The following is a 23,450-nucleotide window of genomic DNA, read 5'->3' as shown; positions in this document are numbered from 1 at the left end:
CCCCTGACATCTCCCGCCGCTGACAGCACCGGGAGCCCCTCGCACCACATCAACCGTCAGGAGACGATCATGAAGACCCGTAACGCGCTTTTCACCGCGACCACTCTCGCAGCCCTGTCCCTGTTCGCGCTCACCGGCTGTTCCGCAGCCTCCTCGCCCTCGGCGAGCCCGAGCGCTTCCAACTCGGCGTCGAGTGAGAAGCCCTCCGCAACCCCCAGCCCCGATGCCGCGCTGACCAAGAACCTCGTTGGCCCCGGCTGCGCCGCCTACGCCAAGGCCGTTCCGGACGGTGCCGGTTCGATCGTGGGTATGGCTCAGGACCCGGTGGCCGTCGCCGCCTCGAACAACCCGCTGCTGAAGACCCTCGTGGCCGCCGTCTCGGGCAAGCTGAACCCCAACGTGAACCTGGTGGACACCCTGAACGGTTCCGAGTTCACCGTCTTCGCCCCGGTGGATGACGCGTTTGCCAAGATCGACCCGGCAACCATCGACACCCTGAAGACCAACTCCGATCTGCTGACCAAGATCCTCACCTACCACGTGGTTCCCGGCCAGATCCTCCCGGACCAGATCGCCGGCACCCACAAGACCGTTGAGGGTCAGGACCTGACCGTGACCGGTTCGGGTAACGACCTCAAGGTCGGCGACGCCTCGGTCATCTGCGGTGGCGTCAAGACCGCCAACGCCACCGTGTACCTGGTGGACTCGGTCTTGCTGCCCCCGCAGTAATCCCACACAGCCACAACAGCCCGGTGATGAAAATCACCGGGCTTTTGTGGTTTTAACGCAAGTGTGGGGTGATGCACCTACGGTGCCGGAGACACGGACGGACTCGGAAACGGAATTTTCCCCGGATCGATAATCAAGCCCTCGTCCCCCGGAACCAGCTTGCCCGCAGCACGATCAGCATTATCCTGCTCGTTCAACTCGTACCAATCCCCCGGACGACACTTAGTAATCGCCCCCACCCGATAATTACCCTCAACCGCATGCGTATCAAAATCCGCACGCAACACCGGACCACCCTCAGCAAACAACGTCGGACTCGTGCTCTCATTCACCATCCGCACACTCATCCCCAACGACTCCCAATACGCCTGAACCTTCCGCGCATCACCAATCGGATCCACACCCGCAGGAGCCCACTGATCGTAACCATACGAGGCGTCGTCCTTACCACATCCTTCGGCTACCGCCACCGACCTAGGATGCCAGCCGGCCACCGTGAGCTGCTCAGTTGTATCAACAATGAACTTCACCATCACATCGCGTTCATCACGAGGAGACATCGACTCACCCTCCGAAAGACTCACACTCTGCTGCGAGCTCCTTGCGGGACCGAGACCACCGGCGCTACAGGCCACCAAGCTAAAAACTAACGCCACAGTAATAACCGCCGGGACTCCACGACGGCCCAACCACAACGAAAAGCCATCCATCGAAATCCCCGTTAACAATGTTCAGATTGCAGAAACTTACTCAGAGAAATCGCGCGCCAGAAATGAAGGAACCACATAAACAATTTCCCAATCTCTAGAAATAGCGCAGCTGCAAACTACGGAGTCGTTGATTCGGTAGGACTCGGGATAGAACCAGGCGGAAGTACCTCTACCCCCTCGTCACCCGGAAGGATCTTCCCAGCAACGCGATCGGCGTTATCCTGCTCATTCAACTCATACGCATCACCCGGCCGACACGGAGCAATCCCACCCACGTGGTAACTCCCACCCACATCGTCAGTATCAAAACTTGCCCGTAACACCGGACCACCCTCAGCAAACAACGTCGGAGTCGTCGTCCCATTCACCATCCGCACACTCATCCCCAATGACTCCCAATACGCCTGAACCTTACGCGCATCACCAATCACATCCGACCCCGCAGGAACCCACAGATCATACGCGTACGCAGCACCACCCTCCCCACACTCCTGAGCCCACGCAACATTGCGAGGATGCCAGCCAGACAGTGAAAGCCGCTCAGTAGTATCCCAAGCAAACTTCACCAAAACGTCTCGTTGCTCCCGCGGAGTCATTTTTCCACCTTCCGTCGAATCTCTGTTTTGCTTCGGAGTACCCGTCACACCGGAACCACCCGGGCCCTGCGGGCCACACCCCGCAACACCACACGCCAACACCGCCGCGAGCATCACCGAACACAACGCTCGGCCCGCTCCAGAAAAAAGAGTTTTCATCGCCCTCAACCCCTCTAATTGACATCCAGCCAGATCCAAGCGTCGACGGACCCGATTCAGATGCCGGAACCTATCCAACATACGGAGTGATTTTCGCTGAGTCACCCCTAATCGCCCATGCCACATTCTTCAAAGACTCAGTATCCCTATCCAGATAACCAGCCTCGGGACCCGTGTCTCCCTTCTGAGCACTGTGATCGGTCACCGCACGCCCCGCATCCCCACCCGTATCCACACCAAAGGTGCGCGACCCAAAACCCTCATCCATCGGATTCACATGATGATTCACACTCGCATCACGCCCAATCCACGCCCACTGATCCCCCGGACCATTCCCGGGAAACACACCTCGCGCATTCCCCGAATACACACGATCCGCATTCAGCCCCGCAGACGTCTCCACACTATCCGGGAACCCCGCAGACCCCAACGTCACAAAATTATCCACACGAACCCCCGGCTGCATCAACGCCACCGCCGCAGTGGTCGTCCCATACGAATGCCCCACCACATTCAACCCAAACCCAGACTTTCCCCCACGAACCGCAGACAACCCCGAAAACGCCCCCGCCAAACTCTGCGCCCCCGGCAACGCTCGATCCAAATTCAACACATCACCCTGCGCCGAAGACGGCGTGTGATACCCAATCCACGCCACCACCGCACTCCCACTCGGCAACAAATCACTCAAGTTCTGCGCGTTTCTCGTCCACGTCGACATCCCCGCCGTGGTCGTATCCATCCCAGGAACCGTAAACGTCACCGAAGACGCCGAATCCAAATTCCCGATCGACACCGCCGCCAACGGCGGCACATCCTGAACAAACGAAATTAGAAACCGCGGCGACCCTTGCGCCTGCAATGATTTGCGAATGTCCCTCATCGCGGCCAACTGCGACGAAGCCTCCTTTCGATCACCACTCGATACGCCCGGATCAGCAATCCGCGCCTCCAACGCCGCGATCGCCGCCGTCAACGCCACCTCATTCGCCACCGCACGCGCCCCATACGGCACCCCCTCCAAATTGCCAAACACGTCCGGCACCCCCCGCAACAACCCCTCCTGCCGCGCAGAAAACCTTTCAGTGGAACCCTCACCGGGATTCAACCCGACCCACCACGCATGCACCACCACCGGATCAATCCGCAGAAACTGCTCCCGCAGCGACGGCTTCGCGGCAAAAATCGCCAACAACTCCGCCGGAGTAAGCACCCCCGCAGACGCCAAAAGTTCCTGATCACTCATCACCCCAGAAGCTGACACCGCCACCAGGTTCAACGCCCCCGCGCTCAGCATCACCCCGGCACCGGCATTTTCAAACGCCGTAGCAATATTGCCCAACCAAATCTGGTCAGACCGATTCTCCTGGGCAAAATCTCGCATCCCGGAAACCAGGGAATCTCCCTCGATCCGAACCCAGGAACACCCGGCGCGAAACCGAGCCCACACCCGAGAAAACTCATCAAAAGCGGATTCCATCCGGCCACCCGCGGCCCGAGAATACTGCACAAACACCCGCAAATTCTCCGGATCGGCAGACGCCGTATCCCCGAGTACAAGCGCGCTGGCCGCACGCGAGCGTGTCTGTGGGGAAAATCTGGCCTCAACTCTCGGCACCGGTAATCCAGGCCGGGAGGGCACCGGATCAAACATGCTCTCCACCCCCGATTTCAACCCGCCCCACGGATCACCCTGGTTCTGAGCTCTCCGGTCATCAGAGCGCTTCTCCCAGGCAGCGATTTCATCAAGCCGCTCTTTTTCCAACCGAGCAGAAGCAGCAGCCACCTTCACTTGGCCAGCCACCAAATCAAGCTTACGAGCAAGATCCAACCGATCAGTAAGCTCCGTTACCGATCCGTATTTAAACAACACAAACTGCGGGCCTGAAAAATCGGTAACCGCAACATCACGAGCGGCGGTACGCAACACCGTTTCCCTGCGCAGCAGCGCATCAAGGCTTTCCGCCTTCTCGATTAGGTCTCGCGCAACACCGTGATCAAAAACTATCTTCCCCACCAGGCCCCCCAGCCCGCCCCGTTTGAGGCACAAGCAACATCCTAACCCGATGGTGAAAGCGGTACCGACCATGCATGGAGCAGGAGCTGATTACTGCCTTCGCTAGATGGACGAGCCATACGATGTACGCACTGCCTCACACGCTTTACCAGGGGCCTCGACAGCAATCCTCAGCCTCTCGGTACCGGTTGTAATCCCCACGTCAACTAAATGGACATGGTGGACATACGAGGCAGAGCCCCAGCGCAAGATTGTTGTAGTAGGGGAAGCCTCGAAGTGAGAGCCGTACCTAGGAGTTGTGAGACTTACCGGATTCCTCATCCAGGGAGACGGCATCCGGGATGCTGCGAATCGCGCCGGCACGCTTGGCCTCCTCGGCGGCGTCCAGCTCGGCCTTCTCGGCCTCCAGACGCTCGACGATCTCGGCGCGGTAGTTGACCCGACGGACCCGACGGACCATGTCGAAGATCAGCAGGAACGCGACCAGGATGATCCCGATCACCACCAGGAATCCGCCCACACCCGGGGTCACCAGGTTCTCGTCGGGGGTCGTGGGGCTGGGAACCGGCGAGGGGGTGGTCGCCAGGTGCACGATGATCGATGTCAGGCTCATGAGAGGTCCTCAATTCCGGCGAACAGGTCGCTTTCGGGGATGGTGGTGGGGACGACGCTGCGAGCAAGCTCGAAGTCCTCGTACGGCCACGCGCGACGCTGTAAATCATTATCCCAGAAGAAAAAGCCCGAGTCCGGCGGTACCTGGCAGGCGTGGGCGCGCAGGGCGGCGTCGCGGCGCTCGAAGAAATCGCCCACCTCGACGTGGGTCGTGGCGCGATCCGGACGGTCGCTGATCCAGGCCATCCGCTCCTCCAGGGCCGCAAGCTCGTCGGGATCCGGGGATCCCGCGCGCAGCTCGGCCAGGTTGGCGCGCACCCGGGCGGGGTTGAAGATCTGATCGTAGTAGAGCTTGGAGATCTGCCAGGCCGGGCCCGCTTCGGGATAGCGGGTGGGGTCGGCGGCGGCCTCGAAGGCGTACTCGGCGATCTGGTTGGTGCGGATGTGATCCGGGTGCGGATATCCACCGTTTTCGTCATAGGTGGTGATCACGTGCGGACGATACTCGCGGATAATCCGCACCAGCGGCTCGGCCGAGATCTCCAGCGGAATCGACGCGAAGCTGCCCGGAGGCACCGTGCCGTCCTCGCTCGGCATCCCCGAGTCGTAGTAACCCAGCCAGCGGTGCTGGATGTCCAGGATCGAGGCGGCCTCGGCCATCTCCAGGCGCCGCAGACCCGGGAGGTCGCGCTCCCCCAGCGCCTTACGCTCGATATAGGGGTTCTGGATGTCCCCGCGCTCGCCCCCGGTGCAGGAGACCACCATGACCTCGTACCCGCGATGGCGGTAGGAGGCGAGGGTAGCCGATCCCTTGCTGGACTCGTCGTCGGGGTGGGCGTGTACCGCCAGAAGTCGTGGTGCCACGGGTTGTTCTCTCCTCCGCTGAAATGGCCGGTTCGTCGGTCGGTGGATCACACACGGGTCCGGAAGCGACTAGCCTAGAATCAAGTGTACTAATGCTTTGAACGGGTGTGAGTTGATGAGTCTTCCCAGTGGCCAGGCCACCAGTGCTCCGGAGAGCGCTCTGGACCAGCGCTATGGACGTACCAAGCGCACCGGAAAGCGCGACCGCCGCATCCTGGTGATCGCCGCCGCCGCGTTTGCCGTGGTGCTCGGTGCCTGGGTGGTGTGGGGCGCGCTGGACGGGCCCAGCGCCTCGCTAGAGTCCCGCGATACCGCGCACATCGTGATCGACGAGCACAACGTGCAGATCACCTTCCAGGTCACCGCCCCCGAGAACACCCGGGTGGAATGCGCGCTGCAGGCCCTGGACCCGCAGTTCACCGTGGTGGGCTGGAAGATCATCGAACTGGACCCCGCAACCGTGCCGGTTCGCCAGTTCACCCAGCACCTGAAGACGACCCAGCTGGCCACCACCGGCATCGTCAAGAACTGCTGGATTCCCGAAGCGTCATAGTCTCCGCGTGTTCCACTCGGTGGCTTGCGTTTAGTCTGGGGCTCCCCTAGGCTCAATCAAAACCCGCCAAAATCGCGGGTTGGTTCTTGGCGCCTCGACACTGTCGGGGCGCCCGTTTATGTATTGAGGAGTTCACGATGGCTGACGACACCCAGGTCTCGTTCCTGACCCAGGAAACCTTCGATCGGCTCGCCGCTGAATTGGAAGCGCTTTCGACCACCGGTCGTGAGGAAATTGCCAAGCGTATCGAGGCCGCCCGCGAAGAGGGCGACCTCAAGGAAAACGGCGGCTATCACGCCGCCAAGGACGAGCAGGGCAAGCAGGAGGCGCGCATTCGCACGCTGACCGCGATGCTGCGCGACGCCGTCGTGGGCGAGGCCCCCGAATCCAACGGTGTGGTTGAGCCCGGCACCGTCATCTCGGCGATCATCGCCGGAGACGAGGAGCGCTTCCTGCTGGGAAGCCGCGAGATCGCCGCGAACTCCGAGCTCGACGTCTACAGCGAGTCCAGCCCGCTGGGTGCCGCGATCATCGGTCTGAAGATCGGTGAGAAGACCACCTACCAGGCACCGAATGGCCGCGACATCTCGGTGGAGATCACCGGCGTAGACACCTACACCGGCGAATAAGACCACCGGGCCGCCGCGCCCCTCGGCCGGCCGCCACAGGTAAAAGGCGGACATCCAAATCTTGGATGTCCGCCTTTTTCATGTGTGTGGTTCCTAGCGGCGCGCCTCGGCATCGCCGATCCGCGGCTCGTAGCCCGCCTCCCGCAGGGTGTCGAGCACCAGATCACGGTGCTCGGATCCGCGGGTTTCGACGCTGATCTTGAGCTCAACCTGACCGATCTGCAGGCCGCTACCGTGACGGGTGTGCAGCACCTCGATCACGTTGGCATTGGCGTGGGCGATCAGCTCGGAGATGCGTGCCAGCTGGCCGGGACGGTCCGGCAGCGGGATGCTCAGCGTCAGGTAGCGGTCCGAGGCCACCAGGCCGTGGCTGACCACGGTCTGCATGAGCATCGGATCGATGTTTCCGCCGGAGAGGATCACCACGGTTGGGCCGGTAGCCCGCACGTGCCCGGCGAGGATCGCCGCCACCCCCACGGCACCCGCGGGTTCCACCACGAGCTTGGCGCGCTCCAGGAGGACAACCAGGGCACGGGCGATGTCGTCCTCGGTGACCGTGACCACCTCGTCCACGAGTTCCTTAATGATCTCGAAGTTCAGCGCGCCCGGACGCGCGACGGCGATTCCATCGGCGATGGTCGGGCTGGTCTTGATCGTGGTGACCTCGCCGGCCTCCAGCGACACCGGATACGGTGCCGAGTTGGCTGCCTGCACGCCGATCACCCGGATCTCGCGTCCCTCGGCGGCCGCGCGGTGCTTGGCCGCGGCGGCGACACCGGAGATGAGGCCGCCCCCACCGATCGGCACGATGATCGTTTCGGTCTCGGGCACCTGGTCGAAGATTTCCAGGCCCAGGGTGCCCTGGCCGGCGATCACATCGGCATGGTCAAAGGGCGGAATGAAGATCGCGCCGGTCTGCTCGGCGTACTCGGCGGCGGCGCGCAGCAGTTCCTCGACGCTGTGGCCGTCCAGGCGCACCTGGGCACCGTAGTTGCGGGTGGCCTGGAGCTTGGGCAGCGGTACACCCTTGGGCATGAAGATCGTTGCCCCGATGCCGAGTTCACGGGCGGCGAGGGCGACCCCCTGCGCGTGGTTTCCGGCGGAGGCGGCAACCACACCGCGGGCGCGCTCCTCCTCGGTCAGCGCCGAGATGCGGTTGTAGGCGCCACGGATCTTATACGATCCGGTGCGCTGCAGGTTTTCGCACTTCATGTGGACGGGGAATCCGAGGAGCTCGGCCAAAAAGCGCGAGGATTCCATCGGGGTGACCTCGGCGACGCGGCTGACAACCTCGCGGGCTGCCTCAAGTTCGGCCGGAGTGGGTCCGGGGATGGTGCTCATAACGTATTTCTCCCGGTGCGTGGACGCACCTAACTTTGTCAACAGGTTGGGTTAGCGTTCGCTGGGCTCATCCGAGCCCGGGGTCTTTTCCGTGGACGTATCGGCGGCTGCGGATGCATCGCTCGGGACGGTCGCGGCATCGTCTTCACCCTGCTCGCGATTCTCCGACTCGGAATCGACCCCGTCGGTAATGGCGGGGTCATCGCCGTCGTCGCCGCCGTCGGAGCGGTCTCCGGCGGGTGGTGTGCGCCAGCGCCCACCGGCGATATAGCGCGTCATCTCGTTAACCACGGCGGTCAGCGGCACCGCGAAGAGCGCACCGGGGATCCCGGCGACCAGCGCTCCGGCGGTCACCACGAGGACCACGGCGAGCGGGTGCAGTTTGACGGCGTTACCCATCAGAATGGGCTGGAATACGTGGCCCTCAAGCTGCTGGATTCCCACAATGACGATGAGCATTCCCAGCGCCTGCCAGGGCCCGTTGTAGACCAGGGCAAGGAATACCGCGATGGTTCCGGTGAGAATCGCACCCACGAACGGGATGAACGCACCGAGGAAAACCAGCACACCGATCGGGATCGCCATCGGCACCCCGAGGATGGCCGCACCGGACGCGATACCCACCGCGTCCATCGCCGCCACGAGCATCTGCGTCCGCGAGTAGTTGGCGAGTGCACGCCAGCCGTCCCGGCCAGCACCGTCGATGGCCGCGCGGGCGTTGCGCGGCATCAGGCGGACAACCCAGCGCCAGATGCCGGGTCCGTCCAGGAGGAAGAAGAGGAGGGAGAAAATCGTCAGCAGGGCACCCGCGGCCACGTGGCCCACGGTGGATCCGACCGAGAGAGCCCCGGTCCAGATCGCCTTATTGTTCTCCTTGATGATGTTCCAGAGCTGGCCCAGATACTCGTTGATCTGGGTGTCATCGAGGTGCAGCGGAGAGATCTTGAGCCATTCGCGTAGTGACTGGTAGCCCGCAACCGCTCGGTCCTTGACCTCGCCTGACTGCGCCGAAATCTGCGTGATCGCCAGGTAGAACAGGCCCACCACCACGGCTATCGTGACCAGCAGGGTGATGATCGTGGCCAGCACGCGCGGCACCTGCCAGCGGCGCAGCAGGTTCTGCAGCGGCATCACCAGCGAGGCGATCAGGATTGCGATCAGGATCGGAATCACGATCAACCGCAGCTCGACAATGGCCAGTACGGCCACCACAATGATCGCCACCAGGGCGAGTAGACGCCAGGACCAGGCACCGGCGATCCGAATACCGCGGGGCAGCGATTCGGTCACACTCTCGCTCGGCGCGGGAGCGCTCGCGCGCGATACGCCATCCGGCTTTACCGCCGGCTTGCGGTTTTCTCCAAGGTTTGACACAGGATCAGTCTAAGACCGTACATATGCTGATCCCAGCACCTATCCCCCGGAATCGTGGAATTCATATTCCACGCTCAGACTCGCCGCATTTTTCCGCGGTTTCGCCGAGGGCGGAGCGGACCTGTTCGACGTGATTTCAATGCTTCCCCACGGTCGGGACAGTGGGCTCTTCAGGCAAGGCCACATTCCAACCTGGACCGGTGATCGGTTCGAGTCCCAACGCGGCGCGGCGCTGAGTGATGAGCGCTCGCCCCCGCGCCACAATTTTGGAGGAATGGCGGGCGAAGTGCACGATGATAGTGAAGGTGCGGGTGCGGCCGCCGCCCGTGACGGTCACCGCTGGAAACAACCCCTCCCACAAAAAGTCGGGAAGAAACGAGGCCCTGACGTGCACGGTCCCGAATCGTTCCAGACTTTCAAGAGGGAACACACTCACCCGGGTGAGACCAATCATGATGACGCTATTCCGCGTGACATACACCCCGATCAGGGCTGCCGCAAGGAGGGCGACACCACTCAGGACAATCGCCGCAATCCAGGTAATCTTCTGCTCAACCGGATTCGATACCGGCGCGACAACAGGGACCACCAAAACGATAACGCTCCACATGAGCATCACCAAACGTCCTAGCAAGCCGGCGTATTTGATTCGAGTCACGCGAACAGTATGACGCATGAGTGGGCCGCCGTGTCTCTGCGACGACCCACGCGCCCTGCGGCTAGAGACCCAGCTGAGAATTGAAGAGCGTGTTGTCCCAGAACAGAATTTCCTGGGCGATGCGTCCGTTCTCCCAGCGCGCGAACGTGGCCATCTGCAGTTCCAGTCGTTTCCCGGTGGGTTCGACCCGGGTGCCGTCGGGGAGGATCATCGGCGCAGTGAAGGTGCCCGCGGTCACTCCGACCACGGCTGTCCAGTCCCCCTGGGCGACCTTGATCGGATGCGAAAGCACCCGGGCATCCGGCATGAACGACACCATAAACTGCATGTCACCCACGTGGGCATCGAGGTCGTGCACGGCGGTGCCGTCGGGCATCACCACCTCGGGGGCGGCGGAGTGCAGGTCGCGAAAGAGCGACCAGTCGTGGGTACTGTAGGCGTCGAAGTCCATCCGGTCAAACAGCTCGGTGTTTTTCGCCGCGAGTTCCTTTTCCGCACGCAGCTCGGCAATCTCGGCTTCGAGTGCGGCGATGCGGGCGGTGGCGGTTTCCAGGTCGATCATGGTTCCCCTCTCCTTCTGTCGTCCCGAAGCGTTTCGGGACAACGATCTGGGTTCAGCCTATGTCCGGATCACGTCCGAAATTATTAAATTCGGATAACAACTCGGAATTAGTGCGAGGGTCAGGAATACAGCCCAAAATTGTCTCGGTCGGTCGCCTCGCGCGCGAAGGCGGGATCAAAACCGGGTGCGTCCTCATCCACGTTGAAGGGCAGGGCACAGTAAATAGGCAAACGAGTCCTCCGCGCAAATGCAGATTCGCACTCCTCACGGCTCCCGGGTGCCCAGATGGTGCGGAAAACTCCGGTTGTTTGCAGGATTCCCCAGTTCCCCACGTCGCAAATTAGGGCCCAGACCCGCTCAATGCCGTCGCAGGTAAAGTGTGTCCCGCGTGTCCGGATTCCCGTCCCGAAATCCGCGTTGGTGTCCACCCAGAGCGACTTCCCTGCCTGCTCAAATACCCGCACCGGCCAGGAACGCGGATCAACCGGCTCGATCAGGATCGAGCGGATTCCCGGGGTGAGTTCAATCATGGGCACGATCCGCACCGCGTCGCCCCACTCGGCCACCGCGCGCGAGGCAATCTCTGCAAGTGCATCGTCCACGAAGGCTTCGACGTGTGCTCTCCGCGACCGGGGAATCATCCCGCGTCTCCCGCAGCCGTCGGCTTCGGGCCGCGGCCCGCGAGCATCCGGGCACGTGCGGCCTGGGCGACGATCGCCGGCAACTCGGGATCGTGCCAGGTCGAGTCCGAATCAATAATCCGCTCCAGCGTTTCCCGTGAGGATTCGCCCTCGAGGAGGGTGTCCCAAGCAGTGCGCTCAGTCATGTGGGGACTCCGTTCTGCCCTCGGCGAGGAAGGCGGTGATGTTGGATTTCAGGGCGCGGGAGTTCTCGCGAGTGCCCGAGTTCCGGAGCATCTCGTTCCACTCGGGCAGGCTGTCCAGCGCCTGGGCCAGCTCCCTCAGACTGGAACGCATGTGACGGTGCCGGGACCATTGCCGCAGTGCCTGCCGCAGAACGATGCGGAACAGTGCCGCATCGCTCACCAGGTCGGATTCGCCCCGGGCCGAGACCTCATTCATGATGCGTGGGAGTCGTTCCTCCAGCCGGCCCAGATCGGCCGGATCCACCCATCCCAGTTCCCGTATCCGGCGTACCTCCCCCGGCGTAATCCGGCCCGAACGCACCTCGATTTCCAGCCGCATGCCGCGCGGGGCAAGGTCAAGCGTGGTGCTACTCGGCTTCGACCGGAACACCACCCGAGCCACGGTGTCCACCAGAATCTGAATCAGGGCAACCAGCATGCCGAATACAAACTCGATCAGGCCGAGGAGAAACATGGCCTAGCCTCCCGTATGATCGTCGGTGCGCATACCTCGGACATCGTCTCCCGGGGTGATCATGCCGGGGTGCCGATTTCCGAATCCAGATAGCTCACAATGCTCGTCCTGAGCGCTCGCGCGTTGGGACGGGTGTCGGTGTCGTGCGCGATGGTCTGCCACAGGGGAAGGACTCCGAGCTCTTCGGCGACTCCGGTGAGCGTGGACCGCATCTCGCGATGCCGACCCCACTGTCCGAGAGCGTTGCGCAGCACCAGTCGAAACATCGCCTCGTCCGATGCGGCGGCGCGCATCTCCGGGGTTTCTTGCGCCGAGATGAACTCCGGTGCCCGTTTGCGAAGGCGATCGATGTCCCGTGGCGAAATCCACCCCATGTCCCGACACCGCTCGAATTCGCCGGCTGAAATGCGTCCTGACGGCAGGGCAAGCTCGAGACCAAGCCCGGTGGGCACGGGCTCGAATGATGACGCTCGTCTTCCACGGATCCCGAACAGGAGGTCCATCAGGGACCCGGTGACGTACGCGACCACTTCGCGAATGGTGTGGAAAACTGACAGGACGAAAAAACCTGCAAATGGCATATCGGACCTACCCCATCACCAAGATGCGCCCGAGCCGGCCCGAAAAGAGATCGACAATTCGGCGGACATCCCATTCATCCCAGCCGGTGTCCTCAACGAGGTCTAACCGCTGGGCCGGGCCTGGAACCCTCGTGGAAACCCCCGGCTCGTAGGGAGTGACAGGCCACCCATCCGAGGGATCATCGTTATCCAAAATGGGTGGCATGCGGGAAGGGTTCACAATCTCGTGGGGATAAGAATCATCTGGGTGGGAACAGGATAGCGTGGACGGCACCCCAGCGGTTTCGGCGGTCGGCATCATGTGGTGATCGTTCGGCGACCGCTCTCACGGTTCACGGGGTCAGACGAACCCCGAACCGATCCGCCATGAGCCGCCAGGCCTCGGCATCACTCAGGTCAAAAATATCGGCGGCTTCGCGGGGACTCGCACTGCGGGTGCGCCCCCGGCGGCCCCGCCATCCACGACGGCCGGTCGGCACGCTTCTGATCAGGGCAAAGTCCACAAATCGGCGAACGTCCACGCGCCTGTCACTCACGGTAAAGATCACCCGCTCGATCACCTGTTCACGACTGCCCGGGGCCGGCACGATCTCCAGGTTGATCACATGGCCGGCCGCGTCCAGGCAGAAATCCACCTCGTCCCACCAGGTGTCCTCGTAGAGGTCGATCAGCGCGGCCGGAGCGGGAACCACCAGGGGGAGGCCGCTCTCATAGGCGATCAGGGGCCACTCGATCGCGGGATCGTCGGTGTCCAGAATGAGCGACATTTGGGAGGGTTCGCAATCTCTCGGGGTAATGACCAGTCTGATGGGATCAGGGAAACGTGGGACGGGATGGGAACGTCCCGGATTAGGGGGTGCCCGCCGGAGCGAGCCACTCCTGAATTTTCACCTTCAGTTCGGGTGCGGTCTCGTCCTCCCCGCTCCCTCGCTCGATCGCGTTCCAGACGGGTACCTGCCCGAGCGCCACGGCGGTTTCGGTGAGCCAGCCGCGCGCACCACCGGCCGTGTCCCACGTGTGCAGCGCGCTTTCCAGCGCGATCTTGAACACCCGATAGCGCTGCGCATCCTCGGTCTCGGCGGAACCGGGTACGGCATCGAGCTCCCCTGCGATCTCGGCGGCCTGATCCTCGGTAATCCACCCCAGGACGACGGCCTGCTGAATGCCCACCGTGTCGAGGCGGTAGGTCCGCGCGAAGAAGGCAAATTCCGCGGGCGTTGGCATGATGCGATGGTCGTCTGCCGGTCGCGGTGCAGGCTTGTCCCGGGGTTTACGGATCAACGGCCCGCACAGACCAACGAGCGCAAAAATCGAGAGAATCAGGATTCCCAACATTGGGTAATCGATGGTCATGGGTCAACGGTCTTTCGGCTAGGTGTGTGCGGGGATACGAACGATTCGCTAAACGGCGGCACTGTCACCCGGACCCGCCAGGCGGGAAGGGGCTCCGGCCAGAACGCCAACTCACCCGAGGGCGGACTGACCCGGGTGGTGAAAAATGGCAGCGTCACGCCCTCCACGACACCAAGGTTGCCCAGGTCTAGGAGTACCTTCCAGGTGTCCTCCAGAACGTCCGAGGGTGCGAAGCTCTCGGTGTCCTCGCTTGAGTTCCACCCGAACCCGGGTTTCGCGCTGACCATCAGCATGTTGTCATGGCCGAACACGTGGATCTTGAGTCCGTTGTCGTTCACGCTGTCGATCCACATGCCACGCATCGGCTCATCGGGAGCCCCCGCCATCTCAGAAACCTCAAGCGTCACCGCTCCCGGCCATTCGTTCTGCACTCGCTCGGTGAGTGCGGCAACAAATGTGTGCGTGAACTCATGCGGGCGCAGATCCGCGGCATACATAGCGAGCGCATACCGAGCACGCGCGCTCTGCAACGGAATAACGCGGTCGCCTTCCTGCCAGAAACCATAGGGATCGTCGCTACTCCACTCGGGGACTTCCTCGTAGACAAAAATCGGGGTACTGTGCCGTTCCAGATAGTCTGCGTCCGAGGACAACAGCATCTCCACGCAGGACCACGGCAGCTGGAATTCCTTCCAGTGCTCGTCGATGTAGCGCAGAATCGAGCCGACAACCAGCGCCCGCGTTTTGTCACGCTCGCCCGGTTCGGGCCGGTTGGCACGCACCCAGTCCTCAAACTCGACGCGTTCACTGCCCCACATCTCAACCAGAGCAAACACGGCTGGGTCGGCATCGATCAGGCCGGCACCGTAGAGGTCGCCCGCGAGTTCCAGCGCATCCTGCCGTGAGACCGCGCCGATCTCCCACGCGTAGGACAACACCGGTGCGGTGATCTCCGAGAGTTGGAGGGTGTCCCCGATGGCGTCCCTCAGCAGGGTGATCGAGCGCCGAGGGTAGCGTTTGGTGGTCGCCGAGGCTTCGGGATTTCGCCCGCCGAGTTCCCCCGATTCCGCATCGATCCATCCGCGGATCTCCAAGAACGCAGACTCAACCGAACTCGCGGTGACCCGTCGTAGTCCGGTCCAGGCATCGCTCTCCACCGCGAGCAAGACGCCACCGCGTGAATCGAGCACCCGAATCCTCTGGATCGATCCGCGCGGCATCCGGCGCACCCGGAACGAGCCCACCACGATCAACGAGCGGCGGGTCAGGTAGAGCCCGTTGAACACCAGCACGAGGAGACAGCAGAGCGTCACCACACCGGCGATTCCCCAGCGCACCACCGGGTTGTGCCCGGCCAAAATCCCCACAATGGCGAGCACAAGATCCATGCCGAACACCACGATGGGGAATTTCAGCACCCGGTGGGTGCCCGGAATGCGCCCGGTCATCCGATATTCGGTCATGGTTTTTCCTCCTCCGCCTCGAAGCGGCGAGGACGATGCAAAACCTAAGAATAGTGGGTGTTATGAACTATTCGATAGAGACTTTCGTTTCGAGCTCAATGCCCATGGTCAGCTAACGCGTACGCACCTCGGCGGGCTTTGATCTCAGCGGAAAACCGCGTGCTGAAGATGCCAGTACACACGTATACACCGTTCGCGGAACACTCGCTTTCGGTGAGGGAGTTTTGCGCTCCGTTATGACGGTGCCGGGGATTTGTGCACCGCGCTCACTCACCTGCGTGCGGGCCGCCATGCGGGTCGTCACGATCACGCTGATTGCGCCGCTCCTCCGACACATCCGAGCGCACCATCCGAAGTAGCAGGAAACCGATAGTTCCGATGATCGCCAAGGTCATCGCGATATCGAGTGCACCGTCGCTGACCCTCGATAGGTCAAACCAGGGCTGGTCGGCAAGGTACGGACTCATCGTCGCTCTCTCCCAGGCGTTCGTTCCGATGGACAAACTATGCACCGTTCTCACGCACCCAGGTCTGAAGCTTGTGGCGCAGCACCGTGGAATTATCGCGATCGCCGGTGTCCCGCGTGATGTCTGCCCACTCCTCGGAAATCCCCAGCTGAGTGGCGAAGCTAGAAAGCAGGTCGCATGCCACGAACGCGCTTCCAGTTCGCCAGAGAACGGCGCACGATGATCCGCATCAACGCAAATGCGTCGCGATCAGAATCGTCCACATCGGCTCGTTCGGTGGTTCCAGCCCGCAGCGTTGAGGCTTCCTCCGCGCTCATCCAGCCACGTTCCTCGGCCATTTCCACCCCGCGCGCACCGAGGTCTCCCCGCACATAGACGCGCTGAATCTCTGCTGCGGAGGGGATGAGCCGTTCGGGATTCCACGGCACAAACGGACGCAGCGGTCTCGGCGCATCAGCCGCGGTTTCCCAACCCAGTTTGCGCTCGATGGCGTCAATCAAAAAGGACAACGGGAGGCGCACCAAAACCACAAACGCGATGGTGAGCAGCGTCCCCGAGGTCAGCGGATAGCGATTAGCTAGCTCCCAGAACTGGTCCATGCGTTCTCACCGCCCCCGTTGATCACGAATCCGCTCGGCCCCGATCAACGCGGCCAGCGCGCGCTCCACCTCGGCGCGTTTGCTGGTCCGAAACGCCAGCGAGGGCAGGTGTCGCTGCCGATCACGGTTTCCCTCCACGGAAGCCGGGCTCAGAGCCAGCACCGGCATCGAGTAGAACGGCACGGAATCGAATACATCCTCGAGGAGGGCGGTACGCAGGGGCACACAGGAGAACCATTCGATCGCCGCAAGTTCGTACCTCCGAGTGCGCCAAAACTGGCGAACCACGAGGACCGACCCATCGGAATAGAGCCCCATCAGGGCGGACCGGATGATGATCGCGGCCAGGAGCACAATCAAGACACCTCGAAAGCCGAGTGCGGCGAGGGTTGTATCCGCGACGAATCCGGAGGCGACGCCCAGCAGGACCAGTCCGGGAATCGGCATCGCCCACAGCAGTGTCCAGGCGTTCGTGTGTCTGATTTTTCTCATGTCAGGATTCACCATAGTGGGCGCGCGCCCGCCGCATGGCTCGCCGAACCGCGGATCTGCGGACCGCGAGCGCGGTACCGATCTCTCGGTGTGCCCGGCCGATCGACCGCGTCACCGCCTCTTCTACCCCGAACCCTGCCGAGATCTCACCGAGCACGTCGGGGTCGTCCTCGGCGGTGGCCCGCAGGGCCAGCATCAGCAGATCGTGGCTCAGCGCCCCATCCACCCGCACAGAGACGTGTCGCCCATCCCGCGAGGCCTGGACCCAGAAGAAGCGTTCATCCCGGACGATCAACAGGTACTCGGTGGGGTCATCGGGAAGGATCAGCGCCAGCACCAGCACATCGCCCGCGTTCTGAACCTGGCCGATGCGCCAAGACGAGCCCGAGTCACCCGTGGGATTCTCGCCGCTCACAACCGCCCGGATGTGCTCGGCGTCATAGATGTGTTCCTCCGCGGAGACCAACAGCTCAACCGAGACGTTTTCACCGTGAAGTGTGGCCTCGACCGGATAGACACCGCGCAGTTCCACCGCACCATCACTCCGGGAAATGTCCTCGATGGTCAGCCAGCCGGCGGCAATCTCGTACGGATCGGCGACGGTCACCGATTCTGCACCGAGTACCCGCAGCCTCAGCCGCCGCCACCCCTGACGGTCCGAGAAATACACCATCGGAGCGATGCCGCGAACGTCGCGTGCGAGCGTTCCCTCCAGGTCGGCAATGGCGATGATCGGATCGCCCAGCTGATCGATGTCGGTGTGTATCCATTTCATGGGTTGCCTCAATCACGAGTGAGTCGGCACGGACAAGGCGCGCCGCTGAGTGATCTGATCGACTATTCGGTCCCCGGCAGATCGAACAAAAGCCGGCGCAATGAAAACCGATGCGGGCCGTGAGCCCACCGAAACCCTGAGATTCCGCATGACGGAATAAGACTCCTGCTTCCTGAACGTGGTCACATAGTCAGGAACGTAGTTGACGTGAGAGACCTCGCGCACTTCGGCGAGTGTGAATCTGGAGATCCGAAATACACGGATGATCACCACGGACGTGTCGCTGACATAAACCCCGGTGACAACGATAGCGATGAGCGAGTGCGCGGCACAGTACCCGGCAACGATGCGGGACCAAAACGAGAGGTCCGAATCAAGCTGTGCGAAGACAAGATACCCGATGATGAAAACAGCCAGCCATGCCATCGAAATCAACTGGGTCACGCCCCCGGACCACCGTATTTTTCTCAGCAATTATCTCTTCTTACTCTTGAGGCCCCGTTGGGCCGTTTCACAGCACCGAGGATAGCGATCGCACGTGCCTTCTCGTTGCGGGTTCTGCCCGGCCACTGGTGTCGACGGCTCAGGTCGTGGTGGGCGATTGTTGGGCAAGCCAGCTCTCGATGTGGTGGCGCAGCTCGGGGGCATCCACCGAGGATCCCGGCTCCCGGGTGATGAGCCGCCAGGTGGGTTCCTGATTGAGCAGATGCGCCGTTTCTTCGAGCCAGACGGCCGCGGCCGGGGGGAGACCTTCGGTGCGCAGGGAGCTTTTCAGGGCAACCTTGAACACCCGGAACCGCTGGATTGACGCCATCCCCGGTTCGGCGGGAGCGGCCAGGATTCTTGCGGCAATCGACTCGGCCTCCGCCTCGCTCACCCACCCCAGCCGACGTGCCTCATCGAGGCCGCCGGCGTCGAGGTCGTAGAGCAGAGCCAGTTCGTAAAGTTCTTCGGGCGTCGGGGCGATTCGATCATCGTTTTCGGAACGGAGGCGTCGTTTGCGGCGTGCGTCCCGGATCATCGGGATCAGCCCAACCAGCACCACCACGACCAGGGCGGAGGTCAGAGCGCCCACGGCATTAATCACGTCGATCATGCTATTTCTCCCACGGCCCCTCGAGCCAGCGCACGTCGTACTGGTAGGCACCCGGATCGGCGCGGGGTCCCTCACAGACGCGCAGTACTCGATCCGCGGCCGCGAGGGCAGACTCGGTATCGGTGCTCAGCGTGAAATCGGCGGGCACGATAGCCAGGGAATACTCGGCTCGGGCATTCAACATCAGGCGCAGGGCGAGCAGGCCCGGTTGTGTCCGCCGACGACGAAGTCGTTGCTGATCGGTCCCGGTTGCGCGGACCAGGCTCACAATCCGATCGGGATCGGTGATCATCATCTCTGGTGTCCCCTCGCCCGGGGAGCCCGGCACCACCTCGTGGTGGTTGGGGATCAGCGCAATCCGCAACCCAAATGTCTCAAGACGCCGGTTCAGCGAATCCAAAGTCGGCTCCTCGCGCAACAGCGTGCGCACCCGCCAGCTCGATTGCTCGGTGGCGGCGGCCTCCCCCGCCCAGATCGCGAGCCCGGCCGCCAGCGATCCGGTGTGCACGGTCATCGGCACCGGTGATTTCGGCACCGGGAGGAACGTTCGAGAAAGCCAAAGATGCGGGAAGAATACGGCCAGCGGAAGTTCATACTGGGTGTTCTCCCATGCACCGCCGTAGACATCAAACCGATACCCAAGCAGAGCGTCCGTGCCACGCTCGGGAATCCAGTCGATCGTTTGCTTCCGCAGCAGAGCCTGCTCCTGAGCCAGGAACTTTTCCCGGTCGATGTTGCCAAATTTCCGGGCGAGCGCGGAACGCTTCCGCGGCGATCGAATGACCCAGCGGATGCTGGGATGCTCGGATAGTCGCGTATCGGAGCGAATCAGAGGTCCCGCAACCAGGGCGAATTCCGTGGCCACGTCCCCGCCCAGTCGGCCGATATCCACGCGCGTCTCACGGGTGAGTCCCAGGCGTTCCCGCAGTGTCAGTGCCAGGTGCAGCGCATTGGCTCCCCGAGCGCCCAGCGCTGCCGAGTGGATGACGCGTTCACCGTCATCAAGCACCAGGGTGACCCAGCAAAACAGGTCCCACATTCTGAACGCGCCATAGGGCCGGGCCGCCCGGGACAAATAAACGTCGGTGATGCGCTCGCGCGCGATGCGTCGGATCCGGAACGGGGCTATCAGGACCAGTGTGCGCGGCCCCAGATACGCGCCGGTTCCCAGCAGCACGACCAGGAGAAGGACCAGCACGGCGGCGAGCACGATATCCCCCGGCCCCCAGCGACCGGGAACCTGCCAAAAAATGTATGCCGCGATCGCAAACACCACCACCGGAATCCATCCCCACCTGGCGGCGTCTCCGCCGTGGCGCAGCCGAGTGGCGCCCCGCTGCGGCGCGCGCCGAGGAACCCGGTTCGGGCTCGCGGTCCGGGTGGCTTCGTGCATATCATGTCCAATGGATTCGGGGATAACGGTGATCGTATCGGGTATCGGGATGGCGGACAGGGCAACGCGCCCGTCCGGTTTTACCAGATGGGTCTGACGGCTTCGATGCGCACCAGGGCGCAGACGATCCGCAGCGGAAGGTTGGGTCCCGAGCCGAGGGCTTGCAGGCGCACTCCGGAGGAGGGAACCCCGAGAGGCACAATCACGAGGCTCACGCCCACGTCCCCGCTCAGCGCGGAGAACAGTGCCAGAAGCCCCAGGTTCTCGGGCCGGGTCCGGCGCAGCCGCCGACTGAGTAACGTCCACCATCCGTACTCTCGCGCCAATTTTTTCAGGGTGAGCATCGTCTCGCGGGTGAGATAGTTCTCGTCCACGAGGGTGATGTCTTCGCGGCCCAGGTGTAGGGATCCGTCCGGCAGCATGCGCGTAGACCGGGTCAACGCGAGGGCAAGTCCTCGTTCCTGGAGCACTCCGGACACCCGCCGAATCGACGGCTCCCGGAAGAGAAGCATGCGCGCGGACACCCGGTGCCTGATGCGCAGCAGCCCGAGGCTTTGATAGAGCGCCAGCACGCTACCTCGATGTGGCAGCACCCCGGCGGCAACCGTCTCCATCCGCGGTAGGAAGGCCGGTTCCACTCCGAGTCCGCGCTCCCCTGCCCGGCGCCGCCTTGTGAGTTCGGTCCAGGTGCGATGGTTCGGATCAAACTCGGTGACGATTTCCCGGGCCAGGGCATCGGCGCGTGCGCCGCTCAGGTCGGTAAACCTCTCGCCGAGCTCCTCATCCGGGCCCAGCTGACGGACGGTTAGCGAGTCGCGTTCGGGGCTCACCCGGTTCCAGCTCGCACCCGGATTTCCGACGGTCAGGGCCGCTCGAACGGGGCTTCCATAACGAGACTCACCACCGTAGCGCATCGACACCCGGAGCGGATCGGCATCGGATCGCCACAGGTTCGAACACACCAGCGCCACCCGAGCCACCGCACGCTGACTGGACCGAGGGCGCACATCGAAACGAACATTTCGCCGGCCGGGTCCGCAGTCGAGCACAACCCGGTCGATCCACCACGAGCCGGATTGTTTCCCGGTCATATCCACCTTGTGCACCAATATCTCCGCCACCTCGACGGTCCGAGCCACGCGCACCACGGGCAGATTCACCACCACGATGAGGCGGGGACCTACATAGGCGCCCGCAGTCAAGAAATACAGCAGGCCACAGGACACGAATACAACCGCACAGATCTCGAACGGGCGCGAGAGCTGAGAGGTCAGAATCCCGCCGACCCCGCACCCTGCCAGGAATAGGAAGATCATCACCAGGTCACCGCGCGCGGCGGCACCGGTTCCGGCCAGCTTTTGCACCCGCGTCACTCTCAGGAAGCGCGCTTTCGGCATCGTACTCACAGGCTAAACATAGCGGGGAACACCGATGGCCCGGAGGAACTCTCCGGGCCATCGGTGTTGTGGGGAGGGGTTAGAACTCCCCACCCATCTTCTGCAGACGGGCGATCCGATCGGGGATCGGCGGGTGGGTGCTGAAGAGCTTGGCCGCACCGCCAGACTTCAGCGGGTTGGAAATCCACAGGTGCGCCATCGAGGAGTTCTGCCGCTGCATCGGGCGCCCATAGGCGTCGAGCTTGGCCAGCGCGCTAGCCAGGGCGTCGGGGTGCCGGGTGGTCATCGCACCGGTGGCATCGGCCAGGTACTCGCGCTGACGCGAGACGCTCAGCTGAATCAGGCTGGCCAGCAGCGGGGCGATCAGCATGGCAACCAGGCCGATGATCATGACCACCGGGTTGCTGCCGCCGCCGTTGTTGTTATTGTCGTTGCGGCCACCGCTCAGGCCACCCCAGAAGGCCATCCGCATGAAGATGTCGGAGATGAAACCGATCACCACCACCAGGGCAAATACGATCATCGAGACCCGGATGTCGTAGTTGCGCACGTGCCCCAGCTCATGGGCCATCACGCCCTCCAGCTCGGCATCGGTCATGATCTCCAGCAGCCCGGTGGTTGCGGCCACCGAGGCGTGCTGCGGATCCCGACCGGTCGCAAACGCGTTGGGGGCGGGGTCATCGATCAGATACACATCCGGCATCGGGGTGCCCGTGGTGATTGCCAGGTTCTCCACGATTCGATACAGGCGCGGCTCGTCGGCCAGGGTGATCTGGTGACCACCGCTGATCGTGAGGGCCTGACGCGAACCCATGAAGTACTGGAAGATCGCAAACACGGCGCCGCCGATCAGGATCCCGATGGTGATCGAGGGGCTGCGATTCAGGTATCCCACCAGCCATCCCAGCGCGCCGATGATCAAGACAAACAGGATCATGATGATGACCGTGTTGATCTTGTTTTCGCGTATAGCTCGATACATGTGTTGCGGGGAAAACTAGAACTGAATGCGCGGCGGCTCGGCGATGGCCGCGGCGTCGGCAACCTCGAAGAACTCACGCTCGGTGAAGCCCAGGTTGCGCGCAAACATGTTGTTCGGGAACACCTGGATCTTGGTGTTGAGCTCACGCACGCCACCGTTGTAGAAGCGACGCGAGGCCTGAACCTTGTTCTCGGTGTCTACCAGCTCGCCCTGGAGCTGAAGGTAGTTCTGGTTGGCCTGCAGCTGCGGGTAGGCCTCGGCCACGGCGAAGACCGACTTCAGGGCCGACTGCAGGTGGTTCTCGGCGGCGGATGCCTCGGCCGGGCCCTGAGCGGTCAGGGTCTCCGAACGGGCACGGGTCACGGCCTCAAACACGCTCTTCTCGTGCGAGGCGTAGCCCTTAACGGTTTCCACCAGGTTCGGAATCAGGTCCGCACGGCGCTTAAGCTGCACGGTGATGTCGCTCCAGGCCTCATCGACCCGGACCTTGAGTGCCACCAGCGCGTTATAGGTCGACCAGAGGTAGATGCCGATCACGACGATAAGCGCGACCACGATCAGGACGGGAATAAGCCAAGATGGCACGGTGGGACCTTCCAAGATTTGAATGATATTCGTACTGAATATCCAGTGTACGCGTCCGGGTGGTTCTCGGCCCCTCTTCGCCACCACCCGGCACTCAATTCGCAGGAATGTGTGGGCGGATGA

Annotated in this window: 28 protein-coding genes; 3 read left to right on the top strand and 25 right to left on the bottom strand. The window is 62.8% G+C overall.

Annotated elements, in window-relative coordinates; genetic code table 11:
* Positions 1-69 precede the first annotated feature (69 nt).
* Complete coding sequence (locus tag C7C57_RS04425) at positions 70-729, top strand: fasciclin domain-containing protein (RefSeq protein ID WP_187977736.1); 660 nt, start codon at positions 70-72, stop codon at positions 727-729.
* A 77-nt stretch (positions 730-806) separates the two neighbouring features.
* Here C7C57_RS04425 and C7C57_RS04420 read toward each other — a convergent pair whose 3' ends face one another.
* The 4 genes from C7C57_RS04420 to mca form a co-directional block, all read right to left on the bottom strand.
* Positions 807-1,289 carry a hypothetical protein gene (locus tag C7C57_RS04420; protein ID WP_187977735.1) on the bottom strand — a complete coding sequence of 161 codons (483 nt, stop codon included), beginning with the start codon at positions 1,287-1,289 and terminating at the stop codon, positions 807-809.
* Between the two features lie 975 nt (positions 1,290-2,264).
* A complete protein-coding gene (locus C7C57_RS04415) occupies positions 2,265-4,283 on the bottom strand; it encodes an alpha/beta hydrolase (RefSeq protein WP_187977734.1) in 2,019 nt (672 codons plus the stop codon).
* A gap of 217 nt (positions 4,284-4,500) precedes the next feature.
* Positions 4,501-4,824: a hypothetical protein gene (locus C7C57_RS04410; RefSeq protein ID WP_187977733.1), complete on the bottom strand. Its 324-nt coding sequence runs from the start codon at positions 4,822-4,824 to the stop codon at positions 4,501-4,503.
* Positions 4,821-5,687: a mycothiol conjugate amidase Mca gene (mca, locus tag C7C57_RS04405; protein WP_030149628.1), complete on the bottom strand. Its 867-nt coding sequence runs from the start codon at positions 5,685-5,687 to the stop codon at positions 4,821-4,823. The genes C7C57_RS04410 and mca overlap by 4 nt, the downstream gene beginning before the upstream one ends.
* Before the next feature lie 115 nt (positions 5,688-5,802).
* Between mca and C7C57_RS04400 the strand changes: the two genes are divergently transcribed.
* Positions 5,803-6,240 (top strand): DUF4307 domain-containing protein, encoded by a 438-nt coding sequence (locus tag C7C57_RS04400; protein WP_051701606.1) that lies wholly within the window; start codon positions 5,803-5,805, stop codon positions 6,238-6,240.
* A 137-nt stretch (positions 6,241-6,377) separates the two neighbouring features.
* Positions 6,378-6,869, top strand: coding sequence for a transcription elongation factor GreA (gene greA, locus C7C57_RS04395; protein WP_030148439.1), 492 nt, complete (start codon positions 6,378-6,380; stop codon positions 6,867-6,869).
* A gap of 93 nt (positions 6,870-6,962) precedes the next feature.
* Here the strand turns inward: greA and ilvA are convergent, their stop codons facing one another.
* The 21 genes from ilvA to C7C57_RS04290 all read right to left on the bottom strand — a co-directional run bounded on the left by ilvA (position 6,963) and on the right by C7C57_RS04290 (position 23,327).
* Positions 6,963-8,210 (bottom strand): threonine ammonia-lyase, encoded by a 1,248-nt coding sequence (gene ilvA / locus C7C57_RS04390; RefSeq protein WP_187977732.1) that lies wholly within the window; start codon positions 8,208-8,210, stop codon positions 6,963-6,965.
* A 51-nt stretch (positions 8,211-8,261) separates the two neighbouring features.
* On the bottom strand, positions 8,262-9,584 hold the full coding sequence (locus tag C7C57_RS04385) for an AI-2E family transporter (RefSeq protein ID WP_187977731.1): 1,323 nt from the start codon (positions 9,582-9,584) through the stop codon (positions 8,262-8,264).
* 136 nt (positions 9,585-9,720) lie between these two features.
* Positions 9,721-10,242: a hypothetical protein gene (locus tag C7C57_RS04380; protein ID WP_187977730.1), complete on the bottom strand. Its 522-nt coding sequence runs from the start codon at positions 10,240-10,242 to the stop codon at positions 9,721-9,723.
* Between the two features lie 61 nt (positions 10,243-10,303).
* Complete coding sequence (locus tag C7C57_RS04375) at positions 10,304-10,804, bottom strand: ester cyclase (RefSeq protein WP_187977729.1); 501 nt, start codon at positions 10,802-10,804, stop codon at positions 10,304-10,306.
* 119 nt (positions 10,805-10,923) lie between these two features.
* The gene (locus C7C57_RS04370) at positions 10,924-11,406 is read right to left on the bottom strand and encodes a hypothetical protein (protein WP_187977728.1); all 483 of its coding nucleotides are present in this window, start codon (positions 11,404-11,406) and stop codon (positions 10,924-10,926) included.
* A 35-nt stretch (positions 11,407-11,441) separates the two neighbouring features.
* The gene (locus C7C57_RS04365; protein ID WP_187977727.1) at positions 11,442-11,630 is read right to left on the bottom strand and encodes a hypothetical protein; all 189 of its coding nucleotides are present in this window, start codon (positions 11,628-11,630) and stop codon (positions 11,442-11,444) included.
* Positions 11,623-12,144 (bottom strand): hypothetical protein, encoded by a 522-nt coding sequence (locus C7C57_RS04360; protein WP_187977726.1) that lies wholly within the window; start codon positions 12,142-12,144, stop codon positions 11,623-11,625. Before C7C57_RS04360 ends, C7C57_RS04365 begins: the two co-directional genes overlap by 8 nt.
* Positions 12,145-12,203: 59 nt before the next feature.
* Positions 12,204-12,725 (bottom strand): hypothetical protein, encoded by a 522-nt coding sequence (locus tag C7C57_RS04355; protein WP_187977725.1) that lies wholly within the window; start codon positions 12,723-12,725, stop codon positions 12,204-12,206.
* A 332-nt stretch (positions 12,726-13,057) separates the two neighbouring features.
* Positions 13,058-13,492 carry a hypothetical protein gene (locus tag C7C57_RS04350; protein WP_187977724.1) on the bottom strand — a complete coding sequence of 145 codons (435 nt, stop codon included), beginning with the start codon at positions 13,490-13,492 and terminating at the stop codon, positions 13,058-13,060.
* 82 nt (positions 13,493-13,574) lie between these two features.
* Positions 13,575-14,078: a hypothetical protein gene (locus C7C57_RS04345; RefSeq protein WP_187977723.1), complete on the bottom strand. Its 504-nt coding sequence runs from the start codon at positions 14,076-14,078 to the stop codon at positions 13,575-13,577.
* Positions 14,075-15,541, bottom strand: coding sequence for a hypothetical protein (locus C7C57_RS04340; RefSeq protein ID WP_187977722.1), 1,467 nt, complete (start codon positions 15,539-15,541; stop codon positions 14,075-14,077). Before C7C57_RS04340 ends, C7C57_RS04345 begins: the two co-directional genes overlap by 4 nt.
* Before the next feature lie 266 nt (positions 15,542-15,807).
* Complete coding sequence (locus tag C7C57_RS04335) at positions 15,808-16,008, bottom strand: hypothetical protein (protein ID WP_187977721.1); 201 nt, start codon at positions 16,006-16,008, stop codon at positions 15,808-15,810.
* 161 nt (positions 16,009-16,169) lie between these two features.
* The gene (locus tag C7C57_RS04330) at positions 16,170-16,607 is read right to left on the bottom strand and encodes a hypothetical protein (protein WP_187977720.1); all 438 of its coding nucleotides are present in this window, start codon (positions 16,605-16,607) and stop codon (positions 16,170-16,172) included.
* Between the two features lie 6 nt (positions 16,608-16,613).
* Positions 16,614-17,099 (bottom strand): hypothetical protein, encoded by a 486-nt coding sequence (locus C7C57_RS04325; RefSeq protein ID WP_187977719.1) that lies wholly within the window; start codon positions 17,097-17,099, stop codon positions 16,614-16,616.
* Between the two features lies 1 nt (position 17,100).
* Positions 17,101-17,874, bottom strand: coding sequence for a hypothetical protein (locus C7C57_RS04320; RefSeq protein ID WP_187977718.1), 774 nt, complete (start codon positions 17,872-17,874; stop codon positions 17,101-17,103).
* A gap of 12 nt (positions 17,875-17,886) precedes the next feature.
* Positions 17,887-18,318 carry a hypothetical protein gene (locus tag C7C57_RS04315; RefSeq protein WP_187977717.1) on the bottom strand — a complete coding sequence of 144 codons (432 nt, stop codon included), beginning with the start codon at positions 18,316-18,318 and terminating at the stop codon, positions 17,887-17,889.
* A 139-nt stretch (positions 18,319-18,457) separates the two neighbouring features.
* On the bottom strand, positions 18,458-18,970 hold the full coding sequence (locus C7C57_RS04310; RefSeq protein ID WP_187977716.1) for a hypothetical protein: 513 nt from the start codon (positions 18,968-18,970) through the stop codon (positions 18,458-18,460).
* A 1-nt stretch (position 18,971) separates the two neighbouring features.
* Positions 18,972-20,363, bottom strand: coding sequence for a hypothetical protein (locus C7C57_RS04305; RefSeq protein ID WP_187977715.1), 1,392 nt, complete (start codon positions 20,361-20,363; stop codon positions 18,972-18,974).
* Between the two features lie 80 nt (positions 20,364-20,443).
* The gene (locus C7C57_RS04300) at positions 20,444-21,727 is read right to left on the bottom strand and encodes a hypothetical protein (protein WP_187977714.1); all 1,284 of its coding nucleotides are present in this window, start codon (positions 21,725-21,727) and stop codon (positions 20,444-20,446) included.
* Positions 21,728-21,839: 112 nt separating this feature from the next.
* Positions 21,840-22,742, bottom strand: coding sequence for a M48 family metalloprotease (locus C7C57_RS04295; protein WP_030148418.1), 903 nt, complete (start codon positions 22,740-22,742; stop codon positions 21,840-21,842).
* 15 nt (positions 22,743-22,757) lie between these two features.
* Complete coding sequence (locus C7C57_RS04290) at positions 22,758-23,327, bottom strand: LemA family protein (protein WP_030148417.1); 570 nt, start codon at positions 23,325-23,327, stop codon at positions 22,758-22,760.
* Positions 23,328-23,450 lie beyond the last annotated feature (123 nt).

It is taken from the genome of Mycetocola sp. JXN-3, assembly GCF_014522285.1.
Classification (GTDB): domain Bacteria; phylum Actinomycetota; class Actinomycetes; order Actinomycetales; family Microbacteriaceae; genus Mycetocola; species Mycetocola saprophilus.
The sequence above is the reverse complement of the archived record's forward strand: the minus strand, read 5'-3'. Positions and strand labels throughout refer to the sequence as shown.

Excerpts from the sequence above, each read along its gene's own strand:
- C7C57_RS04360 (WP_187977726.1), bottom strand. The coding sequence starts at position 12,144 with ATGTTTCTCCTCGGCCTGATCGAGTTTGTATTCGGCATGCTGGTTGCC.
- C7C57_RS04320 (WP_187977718.1), bottom strand. The coding sequence starts at position 17,874 with ATGAAATGGATACACACCGACATCGATCAGCTGGGCGATCCGATCATC.
- C7C57_RS04325 (WP_187977719.1), bottom strand. The coding sequence starts at position 17,099 with ATGAGAAAAATCAGACACACGAACGCCTGGACACTGCTGTGGGCGATG.
- C7C57_RS04295 (WP_030148418.1), bottom strand. The coding sequence starts at position 22,742 with ATGTATCGAGCTATACGCGAAAACAAGATCAACACGGTCATCATCATG.
- ilvA (WP_187977732.1), bottom strand. The coding sequence starts at position 8,210 with ATGAGCACCATCCCCGGACCCACTCCGGCCGAACTTGAGGCAGCCCGC.
- C7C57_RS04410 (WP_187977733.1), bottom strand. The coding sequence starts at position 4,824 with ATGAGCCTGACATCGATCATCGTGCACCTGGCGACCACCCCCTCGCCG.
- C7C57_RS04310 (WP_187977716.1), bottom strand. The coding sequence starts at position 18,970 with ATGATCGACGTGATTAATGCCGTGGGCGCTCTGACCTCCGCCCTGGTC.
- C7C57_RS04375 (WP_187977729.1), bottom strand. The coding sequence starts at position 10,804 with ATGATCGACCTGGAAACCGCCACCGCCCGCATCGCCGCACTCGAAGCC.
- C7C57_RS04365 (WP_187977727.1), bottom strand. The coding sequence starts at position 11,630 with ATGACTGAGCGCACTGCTTGGGACACCCTCCTCGAGGGCGAATCCTCA.
- C7C57_RS04400 (WP_051701606.1), top strand. The coding sequence starts at position 5,803 with ATGAGTCTTCCCAGTGGCCAGGCCACCAGTGCTCCGGAGAGCGCTCTG.
- C7C57_RS04335 (WP_187977721.1), bottom strand. The coding sequence starts at position 16,008 with ATGAGTCCGTACCTTGCCGACCAGCCCTGGTTTGACCTATCGAGGGTC.
- C7C57_RS04305 (WP_187977715.1), bottom strand. The coding sequence starts at position 20,363 with ATGCACGAAGCCACCCGGACCGCGAGCCCGAACCGGGTTCCTCGGCGC.
- C7C57_RS04350 (WP_187977724.1), bottom strand. The coding sequence starts at position 13,492 with ATGTCGCTCATTCTGGACACCGACGATCCCGCGATCGAGTGGCCCCTG.
- C7C57_RS04330 (WP_187977720.1), bottom strand. The coding sequence starts at position 16,607 with ATGGACCAGTTCTGGGAGCTAGCTAATCGCTATCCGCTGACCTCGGGG.
- C7C57_RS04420 (WP_187977735.1), bottom strand. The coding sequence starts at position 1,289 with ATGTCTCCTCGTGATGAACGCGATGTGATGGTGAAGTTCATTGTTGAT.
- C7C57_RS04415 (WP_187977734.1), bottom strand. The coding sequence starts at position 4,283 with ATGGTCGGTACCGCTTTCACCATCGGGTTAGGATGTTGCTTGTGCCTC.
- C7C57_RS04345 (WP_187977723.1), bottom strand. The coding sequence starts at position 14,078 with ATGACCATCGATTACCCAATGTTGGGAATCCTGATTCTCTCGATTTTT.
- greA (WP_030148439.1), top strand. The coding sequence starts at position 6,378 with ATGGCTGACGACACCCAGGTCTCGTTCCTGACCCAGGAAACCTTCGAT.
- C7C57_RS04425 (WP_187977736.1), top strand. The coding sequence starts at position 70 with ATGAAGACCCGTAACGCGCTTTTCACCGCGACCACTCTCGCAGCCCTG.
- C7C57_RS04340 (WP_187977722.1), bottom strand. The coding sequence starts at position 15,541 with ATGACCGAATATCGGATGACCGGGCGCATTCCGGGCACCCACCGGGTG.
- C7C57_RS04355 (WP_187977725.1), bottom strand. The coding sequence starts at position 12,725 with ATGCCATTTGCAGGTTTTTTCGTCCTGTCAGTTTTCCACACCATTCGC.